The sequence below is a fragment of the Corallococcus sp. CA047B genome, from assembly GCF_003612065.1.
GTDB classification, from domain to species: domain Bacteria; phylum Myxococcota; class Myxococcia; order Myxococcales; family Myxococcaceae; genus Corallococcus; species Corallococcus praedator.
Map to the genome: position 1 here is coordinate 1 of NZ_RAWD01000280.1, position 12,762 is coordinate 12,762.

The window sequence follows — 12,762 nt, forward strand, 5'->3', positions numbered from 1 at the left end:
TCCCCGGACCCCGAGCGGCGGGCGTCCTCCGCGCCCCCGGCGGAGGCGGACCGTCGCGGTGGTCCCTCGCAGGGAGATTCAGAGCGGCGAGGCTCGGCGGCGGACCGTCGCGGAGGGGGCTCGCAACAGGCCTACAGCGGCCCGGACCGACGTGGCAGCGCGCCTCCCCAGGCGTATTCCGGCCCGGACCGTCGCGGCTCCCGTCGTGACGGAGGGGAGTCTCCGGCCGCCAACCGCTTCTGGCCCACGCAGCCGCGCAACCTCCAGGAGTGTGGTCTCAACGCGACGTTCGTGGAGGAGCTGGTCCTCAAGGCCATCTTCTTCGCCGGCGAGATGCGCGGCATGGACGTGGCCGCCCGCCTGCAACTGCCCACCACGCTGGTGGATGAGATCATCGAGGGCCTGCGCCGGCAGAAGTACATCGACATCCGCGGCGGTGGCGGCTCCGGCGTGGGCCGCTCCACGATGATCTACCAGCTCACCACGTTCGTGACGGACGTGCTGCGGCAGATCCTGGACCGCAACCGCTACAACGGTCCGGCGCCCGTGCCCTTCAACGAATGGGTCGCCGCCGTGAAGCAGCAGACCGTGCGCGGCAACCGCATCACGCGCAGCCGGATGCAGGACAAGTTCGGCGACCTCATCATCCGCGACTACATCTTCGACGGCATCGGTCCGGCGATGAACTCCGGCCGCGCCATCTTCTTCTACGGCCCTCCCGGCAACGGCAAGACGGCCATCTGCCAGGGCATGGTGAACTGCTACGAGGGGGACATCTTCATCCCCCACGCGCTGCTCATCGACGACTTCGTCGTGAAGATGTTCGACGCCAACATCCACAAGGCGGTGGAGGACGAACCCGGCGCGCCTTCGTACGATCGCCGCTGGGTGCGCTGCCGCCGTCCGCTGGTGGTGGTGGGCGGCGAATTGACGCTGGAGATGCTCGACCTCGTCTACACGCCGGAGGTGAAGTACTACGAGGCCCCGTTCCAGATGAAGGCGAGCAACGGCATGCTCCTCATCGACGACTTCGGCCGCCAGAAGGTGTCCCCCAAGGACCTGCTCAACCGGTGGATCGTCCCGCTGGAGAGCGACGTGGACATCCTCACGCTGCACACCGGCAAGAAGCTCCAGGTGCCCTTCGACGTGTTCGCCGCCTTCTCCACCAACCTGGACCCCAGCGACCTCGTGGACGACGCCTTCCTGCGCCGCGTCCGCTACAAGCTGGAGGTGCAGCGCCCGGACGAAGAGCAGTTCCACGAGATCTTCCAGATGATGTGCAAGAAGCGCGGCGTGCCCTACGACGCGCGCGCCATCGACTACCTCATCGACGAGCACTACCGCCCGAACCACCGGCCCTTCGCCGCGTGCCAGCCTCGCGACCTGTTGGATCAAGTCATCGACATGGCCAACTACCAGGGCAGCAATCCGCGCCTGGACCCCGCGCTGCTGGATGCCGCCGTGCGCAGCTACTTCGTGCGCTTCGACAAGCCCGCGTCCGGGCCCACCTCCGCGTCGGCCCGCTGAAGCGGCTGGGGGCCGTTCCCCGCGAACGGCCCCCACGGCGACGGCTGAAGCCACGTGCGCACCGTCTCCAGCGGCACGTTGGCCAGCACGTCCACCACCGACAGCCCCGTCACGAAGCGGCCCTCGCGTCCCTGCGCGTAGTCAGGGTGGCGGAAGCGCTGCCACAACAGACGCACGTCCACCGCGCGGAAGCGCTCCGGCTTCAGGTACAGCGTGGAGCCCGTCCCCGAGTAGTACGTGTGCGCCCCCGTCTGCAGGCAGTACTCCACCAGCCGCTGCGTCTTGTCCTCGCCCCGGCGCTCCAGCGTGGACGCGCACACGAGGTTCGGTGCGAGGCCCAGCGGTTCGTAGAAGAGCGCCATGCTGGACAGCAGCACGCGCAGGAGCGACCCCGGCCCGGACTCGCGCGCCGCCGCGTCGTAGAAGGGCTCCAGGCGCGGCAGCACCTGCGCGCGGAAGAAGGGGCGTCCGCCGTAGAGCGTCACCAGCGTTTGAAGGTGCTTGCGCGCCCACGGCTGGCGCGTGTCCACCGACAGGTCGCGGATGCGCGTGTCGCGGTGCGGATCCTCCAGCGGAATGGACATCCACTGGAAGCCCGGCTCGGTGGGCGGCGGCGTGGGCACGCCCAGGGGCAGGGCGACGCGCGTGCGGCGCTGCCAGCCGCGACGCAGCCACTGCACGTCGTCCAGCACCACCAGCGTGCCGGCGCGGGCCACCTGCTCGTAGAAGTCCACCCACGGCAGGTAGTGGGGCTGCTCGGCGACAAGGACTCCCGGGTGTCCGGACACGCTCCGGATGATAGGGCCTTTCAGCCGCCGCGCACCGGGTGACGGAACACCGGCGGAAAGACGCGCGGGGCCTTCTTCTTGCGCACGCAGGTGGTGTCCGCGCTCATGTAGCAGGCGGAGAACGCGCGCCGCCGCTGCCCGGGCCGGCCCCTTCCGGAGCGGTGCCACACGTGGTTGTGGACGAGCAGCGCCTCGCCGGCGCGCACCGGCAGGGGGACCACGTGCGCTTCGGCATCCTCGGCCGCCACGCGGTCAGGGGGAATCACGCCCCCCAGCGCCGTCACCAGCCCCGCCCGGTGGCTGCCGGGGACGACCTCCAGGCAGCCGCCGCCCTCCGGCGCGTCGTCCAGCGCGGTCCAGATCTGCAGGTCGGGCTCCCGCGTGAGGCCCCACAGCTTCCCGCCGTCCTGGTGGAAGGGCAGGTTGCTGCCGCCCGCCGGGCCCTTGTGGAAGAGGATGGCGCGGTACAGGACGATGTCGCCGGGGATGCGGGCCCGGGCGATCCGCTCGAACAGCGGGTTCTCCAGCCACGCGAGGAAGCGCGGATCCTTCTCCAGCTTCTCCAGCTTGCGGTAGTCCAGGGACGGACCCTGCCAGCCCAGGCCCAGGGGCGCGTCCTCGTAGCGGCCGCTGGGGGCGTCCGGCTGGAAGAACAGGCCCGGGTACACCACCCGGCCGAGCATCAGGTCGTCCGCCCGTTCGCGCAGGGCCTCCACGCCCGCGTCGTCCAGCACGCGGCCCAGGCGGGCGAAGCCGTGCGCCTCGTAGTGGGCGAGCGCCGCCGCCACGTCCAGTCCCTGTGCCTCCATGCTGATCATTCGCGGGGCACGATCTCCCGGAGGCGGGCCCACGTCCAGCCTCGCGGACTCGGGGTGGCAGGGCGGCTTCGGAGCGGGGGAGGGGCTGGCGACCCTTGCACGCGGGCCTGCCCGGTCGCATGGTGGGCGGGAATGTCCTACCGCCGCTCGACCCACTTCGTCACCGCCCCGGATGGCACCCGGGTGGCGGTCCACCACCACGACGCGGGCCTGCCGGACGCGGAGCGGGACCGGGTGCTCGCGGGCCGGCCGCCGGTGCTGCTGACCAATGGCATCGGGACGTCGGAGAACTTCTGGCGCCACATCGTCACCAACCTGGAGCAGGACCACCGCGTGGTGCACTGGGACTACCGGGGGCACGGCGGCAGCGACGAGTCACGCGACGGCGACTACCGCGTGAAGGTGCACGTGGACGACCTGGAGCGCGTCACTGAGGAGACGATTGCGCGTGGCAACGGCCGGCCGCCGCACCACATCGCCTTCTCCATGGGGGTGCGCATCCTGCTGGAACTGTACCGACGCCGCCCGGAGTTGGTGCCGTCCATGACGCTCATCGCGGGGACGCCCGGGGTGCCGGGCTCGGCGGATCCCCGTTGGGGTTCGCGGCTGGCGCTGTCCGCCACGCGCCAGATGCTGCGGGCCGGTACGCCCTGGGTGCCCGTGGTCGCGCCCGCGGTGAAGGCCGTCATCGCCAGCCGCTTCGCGGATCCGCTGGCCCGGGCCGTGGGCGCGCTGCGCGCCCGGGCGCCGCGCGAGGACATCGCCGAGTTCCTGGACGCGCTCTACCGCATGAGCCCCCACGCCTACTGGCACACCCTGCGCGGCCTCACCGAGGGCCACGCCTGGGACGTCGTGTCCACCGTGAGCGTGCCCGTGTTGATCATCGCCGCGCGCGATGACGTGCTCGTGCCGCTGAGCGAGGTCCAGCGGCTGCACCGCGCGCTGCCTCAGGCCGAATGGCTCCAGGTGGACGACGCCGGCCACGCGGGCCTGCTGGAGGCCGGAACGGAGATCTCCGAGGCCGTCCGGTGCTTCCTCCTGGTCCACGGGCTGGAAGCGCCGGCCTCCGTGCAACCCCCCGTGATCCGGGGCTGATCCAACCCCCAGGATGGCCCCCCTCCAGGGTTGTCGGGTTTTGGGAAACCGATGGCCCGCGTCGTCAAGAAAACGGGCTCCGAAAGTGCCCGGGTGGATTTGCGTCCTCCTGTAATTTTGTGGTTTTTAGGAGGCTCTGTACTCAACACGGAGTCTCCATGTCCTTGTCTTTCCGGCACTTGCTGGTCCCTTTGTCAGCGGTGCTGTTGTTGTTGTCCGCGTGCGGTGGTGATGATCCGAAGGACCCTGTCTGCGGCAACGGCATCGTCGAGAGCGGTGAAGCGTGTGACGACGGCAATCGCACCGAAGGCGATCGCTGCAACAACAGCTGCCAGATCACGACCCCGACGGTCGATGCGGGCACCGAGACCGACGCAGGCACGGTGACGGACGCGGGCACGGAGACGGACGCGGGCACGACGACGGACGCCGGCACGGAGACGGACGCGGGCACGGAGACGGACGCGGGCACGGTCGACGCGGGCACGGAGACGGACGCCGGCACGGTCGACGCTGGCACGACGACGGATGCCGGAACGACGACGGACGCGGGCACCGAGACGGACGCGGGTACGACGACGGATGCGGGCACCGAGACGGACGCGGGCACCGAGACGGACGCCGGCACGGTTGACGCGGGCACCGAGACGGACGCCGGTACGACGACGGACGCGGGCACTGAGACGGACGCGGGCACCGAGACGGATGGCGGCGCCATCGACGCGGGCCCCGGGCCGGATGCAGGCACGGAGACGGACGCGGGCACCGAGACGGACGCCGGCACGGTCGACGCAGGCACGGAGACGGACGGCGGCACCGACGCGGGTCCCGCGCCGGACGCTGGCACGGAGACGGACGGCGGCACGACGGACGCGGGCACGAGCCCCGTGACGCTCACCGCGCTGGAGCCGGCCGCGACCTTCGCGCGCTCGGGCACCACGGGTGAGACGATTCCGGAGTCCCTGGAAGTGACGCTGAGCGCCCCGGCCGACACGGCCGTGTTGGTGCAGGTCACCTCGTCCAGCCCCTCGGTCACCGTGGCCAACAACGGCCAGGTGGTGGTGCCGGCGGGTGCTCGTTCGGCGGCGGTCATCGTGACGGCGAACGCGGCGGCGGGTTCCGCCAAGGCGACGCTGACGGCCACGCTGGGCTCGGACTCGCGTGCCGCCACGGTGCGCGTGCTCGGTGAGACCGAGGCCGCCTCGCTGGCGTTCCTGTCGCCGGAGACGGTGGAAGTGGCCCCGGGCAAGACGGTCAACCTGACCGTGACGCTCGACGTGCCGCCCGCGACGGACACGATCATCGCGCTCTCCACGACGGGTGGCGTGGGCACGGTGCCCGCGTCGGTGACGGTGCCGGCCAACCAGATCTCCGCGAAGTTCGCCCTCACGGGTGGCGCTTCCGGCTCGACGGGCACGGTTGTCGCCACGCTCGGCGGTCAGTCGGTGTCCGCGCAGGCCAAGGTCACCTCCGAGCCCACGACGAACCACATCGTCATCAGCGAGTTCGCTGGTGCGGGCCCGGGTGGCCAGAACGATGAGTTCGTCGAGCTCTACAACCCGACGGACGCGGAAGTGAACATCGGTAGCTGGAGGATCCAGTACAAGAGCGCCACGGGTACCACCTACAGCGGCAACTTCATTCTGCCGGCGAACGCCCGCATCGCGGCCCACGGCTACTACCTGGTGGCCAATGGCAGCTACGCGGGCTCCGTCACCCCTGACGCAAGCTGGGCCGGGACCATCTCCATGAGCGCCACCGTGGGCCACGTGCGCGTGGGCCCCAACAACCTCTCCACCGCCATCTCCGACGCGAACGCGGTGGACACGCTGGGCTACGGTGCCACGGCGAACTCCGCGGAAGGCGCGAGCCCCGTCAGCAGCGTGCCCGGCGCCGCCGGCAGCCTCGAGCGCAAGGCCAACGCCGGCTCCTCCGCCGCCACCATGGAGGGTGGCGCGGACGCGACGAAGGGCAATGGCTACGACACGAACGTGAACAACGCGGACTTCATCAGCCGTACCACGCGTGGCCCGCAGAACAGGGCGAGCGGCACCGAACAGCCGTGACGCACTGAGTAGGACCGGCCCCCATCGTCCTTCCAGGGACGGTGGGGGCTGGAAATACCCGCGCGCTTTCGCCATAAGCGGGGGCGTGCGAGTCGTCTCCTGGAACGTCAACGGTCTGCGCTCCATCCACCGCAAGGGGTTCCTCCCGTGGCTGTCCAAGGCCCGGGCGGACATCGTGGGGTTGCAGGAGGTGCGCGCCCGCGTGGAGCAGCTTCCCGCGGAGGTGCGCTCCCCCCGCCGTTGGAAGACCCACTTCGTGGCCGCGGAACGTCCCGGCTACAGCGGCGTGGGCCTCTTCAGCCGCCATGAGCCGGACGCCCTGGACACCCTCCTGGGAGCGCCCGCCGTGGACGCGGAAGGCCGCCTCCAGTTCGCCCGCTTCGGCAAGCTCACCGTGGTCAACGGCTACTTCCCCAACGGCAACGGGAAGGACCGGGACCTGAGCCGCATCCCCTTCAAGCTGGACTTCTACCAACGCCTCTTCGCGCGGCTGGAGAAGCCACTGCGCGACGGCGAGCGCGTGCTCGTGATGGGCGACTTCAACACCGCGCACCGCGACATCGACCTGGCGCGCCCGCGCGAGAACCGCGAGACCAGCGGCTTCCGCCCGGAGGAGCGCGAGGAGTTCGACCGGTGGATCCGCTCAGGCTGGGTGGACACCTTCCGCCACTTCAACCCCGCGGGCGGCCACTACTCCTGGTGGAGCCAGCGCGCCGGCGTGCGCGAGAAGAACATCGGCTGGCGCATCGACTACGTGCTGGCGAGCCCCGCGGCGCTCGGCTACGTGCGGAAGGCCGCGGTGCATCCGGACGTCCACGGGTCGGATCACTGTCCGGTGAGCGTGGACCTGGATCCGGCCGTCCTCTCCTGAAACCCCATCGTGCTCAAGGGACCCCCGTCATGAACGCACTGCTCTCCATCTGGACCTGGGTCGAGGTGGGCCTCGTGGCCCTGGTGGGCTTCTTTGTCCAGCTCACCCTGTTCATCTTCACCGCCCTGTTCGACAAGCGCCGTCAGGTGGCGGGGCGCTGCTTCCGGCTGGTGGGCTTCACCGCCGCGAAGCTCACGCCCTTCTGGCGCTTCGGCACGCACGGCGTGATTCCCAACGGCATCGCGCCCAACACGGTGGTGGTGAGCAACCACGAGTCCAACGCGGATCCATTCCTCATCTCCCACCTGCCGTGGGAGATGAAGTGGCTGGGAAAGAAGAGCCTCTTCCGCGTGCCCGTGGTGGGCTGGATGATGAGCATGGCGGGGGACATCCCGGTGGAGCGCGGCGATCGCGACTCGGCCGCTGGCGCCATGGGGCGCTGCAAGGCGTGGCTCGCCAAGGGGATGCCGGTGATGATCTTCCCGGAGGGCACGCGCTCCAAGACGGAGGACCTGCTGCCCTTCAAGGACGGCGCCTTCCGGCTCGCCATCGAGGCGCAGGCGGACGTGCTGCCCCTGGCGGTGAGCGGCACGCGGCTCGCGCTGCCCAAGCACTCGTGGAGGTTCGCCACGTCGCGCGGGCTGGTGACGGTGGGCACGCCCATCTCCACGAAGGGGATGACCCTGGACGACGTGGAGACGCTGAAGAACCAGGCGCGCGCCCAGATTGAATCCCTGCGCGCGATGCTCAAGCCCCTGACGGGAAGCGGGACGCCCGTCGCGGCGACGGACGCCCACGTCGCCCGGTGAGCAACCGGCGGGCCGGGTGGCATGTTGTTGGGCATCGGTCGCTTCCCAGATTGTTGTTCGTTTCAGCCAGGGCTGGACTATGGAGTCCGGAGGACCGTCATCCACGGCCCTGACCGGCGCGCCGCGCCCAGGAAGGAAGCGTGATGGGTCCGGAGGGTCCTCGGGAAGAACAGCGGCTGGCCACGGGCATCCCCGGTCTGGACACGGTGCTCTGCGGGGGCCTGCGCAAGGGCCGCATGTACATGGTCCTGGGGCTTCCGGGCGCGGGGAAGACCATCCTCGCCAACCAGATCTGCTTCCATCAGGCGACCGAGGGTCGCCGCGTGCTGTACCTGACGCTCCTGGCCGAGTCGCACACGGACCTGGTGAACAACCTCCAGACGCTGTCGTTCTTCGATCCGGCCTGCGTGCCCGGAAACATCAGCTACCTGAGCGCCTTCACCATCCTGGAGCAGGGGGGGCTGGACGCACTCGCGGCCCTGGTGCGCAAGGAGGTCAAGGCGCACAAGGCCTCGCTGCTCGTGCTGGACGGCCTGCTGGCCGCGGAGGAGCTGGCCCCGTCGCGCCAGGCACTCAAGAAGTTCATCCACGGCCTCCAGGTCGTGACAAGCCTCATCGGCTGCACCACCCTGGTGCTCACCACCGGGGGCGACAAGGGCCTGCGCGCCGAACACACCATGGTGGACGGCCTGCTGCTGCTCCAGCAGCGCATCTTCGGGGTGCGCACCCTGCGCGAGTTGAGCGTGCGCAAGTTCCGGGGCAGCGCCTACAAGATGGGGGCGCACAGCTTTGAAATCACCGGTGACGGCCTCACCATCTACCCCCGCCTGGAGTCGATGGTGGACGGTCACCTGGTGCCCGGCGCGGGGACGCGTGAGCGCGCTGCTTTCGGCGTGCCCGGCCTGGACACGATGCTCCAGGGAGGTGTGCCCGCGGGCTCCACCACCATCCTCCTGGGCCCCCCGGGCAGCGGCAAGACGCTGCTGGGCATGAGCTTCCTGGCGGAAGGCGCCCGGCGGGGGGAGCCTGGCCACTACTTCGCCTTCTATGACGCACCGGAGCGGATGCTCGCCCAGGCGGCGGGGGTGGGTCTGCACCTGCAGCCGTTGCTGGAGCGGGGCGACCTGGAGGTGAGCTTCCGGCCGCCCACGGAGAACATCCTCGACAAGCTGGGCACCGAGCTGCTGACCTCCATCCGGAGCGGGCGGGTGCGCCGCATCTTCCTGGATGGCTATGAGGCGCTGCGCCGCGCCTCTCCGCGCAAGGCCCGGGTGTCACGCTTCCTGGCGGCGCTCGTCAACGAGTGCCGGGTGCGCGAGGTGACGCTGGTCTACACCGCCGAGTCCACCAGCGCGTTCGGTCCGGAGGTGAAGTTCCCGCTCAAGGGCATCTCCATGGTGGCGGAGAACATCCTGTTCCTGCGCCTGACGGAGCTGCACTCCGCGCTGCGCCGCTTCGTCACGGTGCTGAAGGTGCGCAACAGCGACTACGACCCCTCGCTGCGGGAGCTGCACATCACCGGCAAGGGACTCCGGGTGGGCAATCCCTTCGCGGAAGGCCAGATGTTGATGACAGGCCTTGCCCGCACGCGCGCGCAGGAGACCCCCCCCCTGTCCAAGCCGAGCCGCAACGTCCGCAAGCGCGCGGTGGCCAAGGCAGCCCTCCCGAAGCCACCCCGGAACGTCCGCAAGCGCCGAGGGACCTGACCATGGGGCCCGTCCTCATCGTCGACGACGAGTTTGGCATCGTGGAGGCCGTCCGCGACCTGTTGTCGGACGAGGGCTACCGCACCGCCACGGCCCTCAACGGCCGCGAGGCCCTGGAGCGGATGGCGCGCGAGCGTCCGTCGATGGTGCTGCTGGACTACATGATGCCGCTGCTCAACGGCCCCGGCGTGCTGGAGGCCATGCAGCGCGACCCGGTCCTGCGCGACGTCCCGGTGGTGATGATGAGCGCCAGCCCGCCGGAGTTCTGGCTGCACCTGCCGTGCGCGGGCTTCCTGCCCAAGCCCTTCGACATCGAGCAGCTGCTCGCCATCGTCCGCCAGATCATCGGCGGGCCTCCGCTGCACTAGTTTCGCGCCACCTCGAAGGCGCGACGTCTGTCCAAGCCACCGCGAGGCAAGCGGGCGCGCACCGCGTGCTCCACCCTCGCGTGACCGCCTCAGCGGACATTCCCACCGCCGGCTGAAAACCCTTCACACGCCGCAGCGCGGCAGACGCGCCAGCCCGGTTTACCGGGTGTATGGCTTCGTCGCGCGCTTGCAAATCAGTGAAGGGGGCTGGTATTTCTTCGACCATCGAACGAACTCGCATGTGTTCGCGATGAGCGGGGACGCGGGATGGCTCCATGCAGCAGGAGCCCAGGGTGGCAGGGGAGGGTGTCCCCCTCTGACGCGCAGCGGCGGATGTAACGCGGCGCAGCACGCGAACGGCGACTTCCAACATCGACTGATTTCTTCGCCGTAAGAACGAAGTCATCCCAGCAAGACAACCAGGAGGGGATCGCATGAATCGCAACAAGCGTTTCGCGTGGACGTGGGCGGCCGCCGGAGTTTTCGCGGTCGCGGGACTCATTGGCGCCTGTGATCCCGAGGACACGGACAAGCCGACGCCCCAGGCCGACGCCGGCACCAAGACGGACGCGGGCACGAACACGGACGCGGGCTCCAACACGGACGCGGGCACGAACACGGACGCGGGCTCCAACACCGACGCGGGCTCCAACACCGACGCCGGCACGACGACGGATGCGGGCACCACCACCGACGCCGGCACGGAGACGGACGCGGGCACGGTGGACGCAGGTCCGCAGTCGGCGTTCCCCCTGGCGGTGGACGGTACCTGGGGTGCCAGTGGCTACATGGGTGACAACGACGGCATCACGGACGAGCCCACCTGCGCCGCGACGCGTCCTGGGACGGGCCTGGGGGTCTGCCACAAGTTCACCCTGACCAAGAAGGCTCAGGGCTGGGGCGGCGTCTACTGGCACTTCCCCGAGGGCAACTGGGGCGAGCTTGACGGCGCCGAGGTTCCTCCGGGCGCGAAGTCGGTGTCCTTCTACGCCTGGGGCCAGGCGGGCGGAGAGGTGGTCGGCTTCTTCGTGGGCAGCGGCGCCGCATCCAAGGACAAGTTCAAGATCGAGACGGGTGACATCACCCTGAACGCGCTGCCGACGAAGTACACCATCGACATCAGCATCATCAATTACGGCAAGGTGGGGGGTGGCTTCGGTTGGTCGGCGGGCGGCAAGGATGTGCCGACCGTCTTCTTCCTCGACGACATCCACTGGCACTGACGCCCCACCGCGCCTGAACGGCGCGCACACCAGACACAGAACGTGAGCGGACGATGAAAGCGGGAATGGCGGTGTTGACGGTCGATGCGGCGGGCATGCGCGCGCAGAACAGCGGCCTGTTGCTGAACATGATCTGGCGCGAGCGTCAGATCTCCCGGGCGGAGATCGCCCGGCGCACGGAGCTCAGTCCGTCGACCGTCTCCGCCATCGTCGCGGACCTGGAGCATGCGGGCCTGGTGCGCAGCATTGGCGCCGGGGTCTCCCGCGGGGGCCGCCGTCCCACGCTCATCGGCTTCTGTGACGAGGCCTTCAGCCTGGTGGGCGTCGAACTGGGCGCCTCCCACGTCACGGTCGTCCTCACGGACCTCCGCGGCCGCGTGCGCACGCAGAGCAAGGCGAGCCACGCGGTCCGCGGCGATCCGGAAGGCTCGCTGCAGAAGGCGAAGGAGCTGGTGCAGGAGTGCCTGGACGCCGAACGCGTGCCCCGGCGCTCCGTGGTCGGCATGGGGGTGGCGGTGCCCAGCCCCGTGCACCCAGCGTCGCCCGGAAAGATGTCGCCCCTCATCCTGCCCGCCTGGAAGAACGTGGACGTGCAGGAGTGGTTCGAGACGGCCTTCGACATGCCGGTGTTCGTGGACAACGACGCGAACCTCGGCGCGCTGTCGGAGTGCTTCTGGGGCGCGGGCTCCGGGGGCGAGGACCTGACGTACATCAAGCTGGCCACCGGTATCGGTGCCGGCCACATCATCCACGGCGACGTGTACCGGGGCGCGGGCGGAACGGCCGGTGAAATCGGGCACATCGCGGTGGACTCCAACGGGCCGCTCTGCGTGTGCGGTCTGCGCGGCTGCCTCGTCACCCTCATCGGCTCCACGGCGCTCACCGAGAGAGCCCGCGAGCTGATGGGAACGCGGGGCCGCAAGGGCCCCACGGTGCGCGACCTGGTGGACGGCGCCCGCGCGGGTGACGCCGCCGCGAAGCAGATCATCGACGGCATGGGCGCGTACCTGGGCATCGCGGTGGGCGGCCTGCTCAACCTGTTGAACCCCGCCATCGTGGTGCTCGGCGGAGAGATTTCGTCGGTGGGCGAGATGCTGCTCGACCCGTTGCGCGCGTCGGTGCGCCAGCGCGCGCTGTCCGTGTCCATGGCGGAGACGCGCATCGTCACGTCGGCGCTGGGGGAGCGGGCCATCGCCGTGGGCGCGGCGACCCTGGTGTTGCAGGCGGCCCTTCGGGACCGCTCCCTGTTTCCCACGCAGAACGTCGGGAGGTCCGCATGACGTCGCGTCGTCTTCTTGCCGCCCTGGCCCTGTCTGGCCTGGGCCTGATGTCGTGTGATCCCGCCGCCGGGGTGGTCAACAAGCCGGAGACGCCGAAGCCCGACACGGTGCTTCCGGACACCGGCTGGGAGCTCGTCTGGCAGGACGAGTTCGACGGCCCCGCGGGCACGCTGCCCGCGAGCGAGCGCTGGCGCCCGGAGGTGGGCGGGGA

At 70.0% G+C, this 12,762-nt stretch carries 11 protein-coding genes and 1 pseudogene; 10 read left to right on the forward strand and 2 right to left on the reverse strand.

The window, feature by feature from the left end:
• The coding region (locus tag D7X74_RS32010; protein WP_120536808.1) for an ATPase at positions 1 to 1,527 on the forward strand (1,527 nt) is incomplete at its 5' end.
• Here D7X74_RS32010 and D7X74_RS32015 read toward each other — a convergent pair.
• Both D7X74_RS32015 and D7X74_RS32020 read right to left on the reverse strand, forming a co-directional pair.
• Complete coding sequence (locus D7X74_RS32015; protein ID WP_120536809.1) at positions 1,470 to 2,315, reverse strand: WbqC family protein; 846 nt, start codon at positions 2,313 to 2,315, stop codon at positions 1,470 to 1,472. The genes D7X74_RS32010 and D7X74_RS32015 overlap by 58 nt on opposite strands.
• A 20-nt stretch (positions 2,316 to 2,335) precedes the next feature.
• On the reverse strand, positions 2,336 to 3,124 hold the full coding sequence (locus D7X74_RS32020; protein ID WP_370450827.1) for a phytanoyl-CoA dioxygenase family protein: 789 nt from the start codon (positions 3,122 to 3,124) through the stop codon (positions 2,336 to 2,338).
• Positions 3,125 to 3,265: 141 nt separating this feature from the next.
• On the opposite strand from D7X74_RS32020, the gene D7X74_RS32025 reads away from it, so the two are divergent.
• From D7X74_RS32025 to D7X74_RS32065, 9 genes and pseudogenes are all read left to right on the forward strand, one after another.
• On the forward strand, positions 3,266 to 4,228 hold the full coding sequence (locus D7X74_RS32025) for an alpha/beta fold hydrolase (RefSeq protein ID WP_120536811.1): 963 nt from the start codon (positions 3,266 to 3,268) through the stop codon (positions 4,226 to 4,228).
• A 158-nt stretch (positions 4,229 to 4,386) separates the two neighbouring features.
• The gene (locus D7X74_RS32030) at positions 4,387 to 6,294 is read left to right on the forward strand and encodes a lamin tail domain-containing protein (RefSeq protein WP_120536812.1); all 1,908 of its coding nucleotides are present in this window, start codon (positions 4,387 to 4,389) and stop codon (positions 6,292 to 6,294) included.
• 85 nt (positions 6,295 to 6,379) lie between these two features.
• A complete protein-coding gene (locus D7X74_RS32035; RefSeq protein WP_120536813.1) occupies positions 6,380 to 7,165 on the forward strand; it encodes an exodeoxyribonuclease III in 786 nt (261 codons plus the stop codon).
• A gap of 29 nt (positions 7,166 to 7,194) precedes the next feature.
• Complete coding sequence (locus D7X74_RS32040; protein WP_120536814.1) at positions 7,195 to 7,974, forward strand: 1-acyl-sn-glycerol-3-phosphate acyltransferase; 780 nt, start codon at positions 7,195 to 7,197, stop codon at positions 7,972 to 7,974.
• 143 nt (positions 7,975 to 8,117) lie between these two features.
• Entirely contained in the window at positions 8,118 to 9,680 is a 1,563-nt protein-coding gene (locus D7X74_RS32045) for an ATPase domain-containing protein (protein WP_120536815.1), read from the forward strand.
• Between the two features lie 2 nt (positions 9,681 to 9,682).
• Positions 9,683 to 10,048, forward strand: a complete 366-nt coding sequence (locus tag D7X74_RS32050; RefSeq protein WP_120536816.1) for a response regulator — start codon at positions 9,683 to 9,685, stop codon at positions 10,046 to 10,048.
• Positions 10,049 to 10,482: 434 nt separating this feature from the next.
• Positions 10,483 to 11,271: a hypothetical protein gene (locus D7X74_RS32055; RefSeq protein ID WP_120536817.1), complete on the forward strand. Its 789-nt coding sequence runs from the start codon at positions 10,483 to 10,485 to the stop codon at positions 11,269 to 11,271.
• Positions 11,272 to 11,336: 65 nt separating this feature from the next.
• On the forward strand, positions 11,337 to 12,551 hold the full coding sequence (locus D7X74_RS32060) for an ROK family transcriptional regulator (protein ID WP_233595485.1): 1,215 nt from the start codon (positions 11,337 to 11,339) through the stop codon (positions 12,549 to 12,551).
• Positions 12,548 to 12,762, forward strand: a pseudogene (locus D7X74_RS32065) (glycoside hydrolase family 16 protein); the annotation flags it as partial. The gene D7X74_RS32060 and the pseudogene D7X74_RS32065, both read left to right, overlap by 4 nt.

What these genes read in the sequence shown, in the direction of transcription:
- D7X74_RS32055 (WP_120536817.1), top strand. Translation starts at nt 10,483, where the DNA reads ATGAATCGCAACAAGCGTTTCGCGTGGACGTGGGCGGCCGCCGGAGTT.
- D7X74_RS32020 (WP_370450827.1), bottom strand. Translation starts at nt 3,124, where the DNA reads ATGGAGGCACAGGGACTGGACGTGGCGGCGGCGCTCGCCCACTACGAG.
- D7X74_RS32025 (WP_120536811.1), top strand. Translation starts at nt 3,266, where the DNA reads ATGTCCTACCGCCGCTCGACCCACTTCGTCACCGCCCCGGATGGCACC.
- D7X74_RS32030 (WP_120536812.1), top strand. Translation starts at nt 4,387, where the DNA reads ATGTCCTTGTCTTTCCGGCACTTGCTGGTCCCTTTGTCAGCGGTGCTG.
- D7X74_RS32045 (WP_120536815.1), top strand. Translation starts at nt 8,118, where the DNA reads ATGGGTCCGGAGGGTCCTCGGGAAGAACAGCGGCTGGCCACGGGCATC.
- D7X74_RS32040 (WP_120536814.1), top strand. Translation starts at nt 7,195, where the DNA reads ATGAACGCACTGCTCTCCATCTGGACCTGGGTCGAGGTGGGCCTCGTG.
- D7X74_RS32050 (WP_120536816.1), top strand. Translation starts at nt 9,683, where the DNA reads ATGGGGCCCGTCCTCATCGTCGACGACGAGTTTGGCATCGTGGAGGCC.
- D7X74_RS32060 (WP_233595485.1), top strand. Translation starts at nt 11,337, where the DNA reads ATGGCGGTGTTGACGGTCGATGCGGCGGGCATGCGCGCGCAGAACAGC.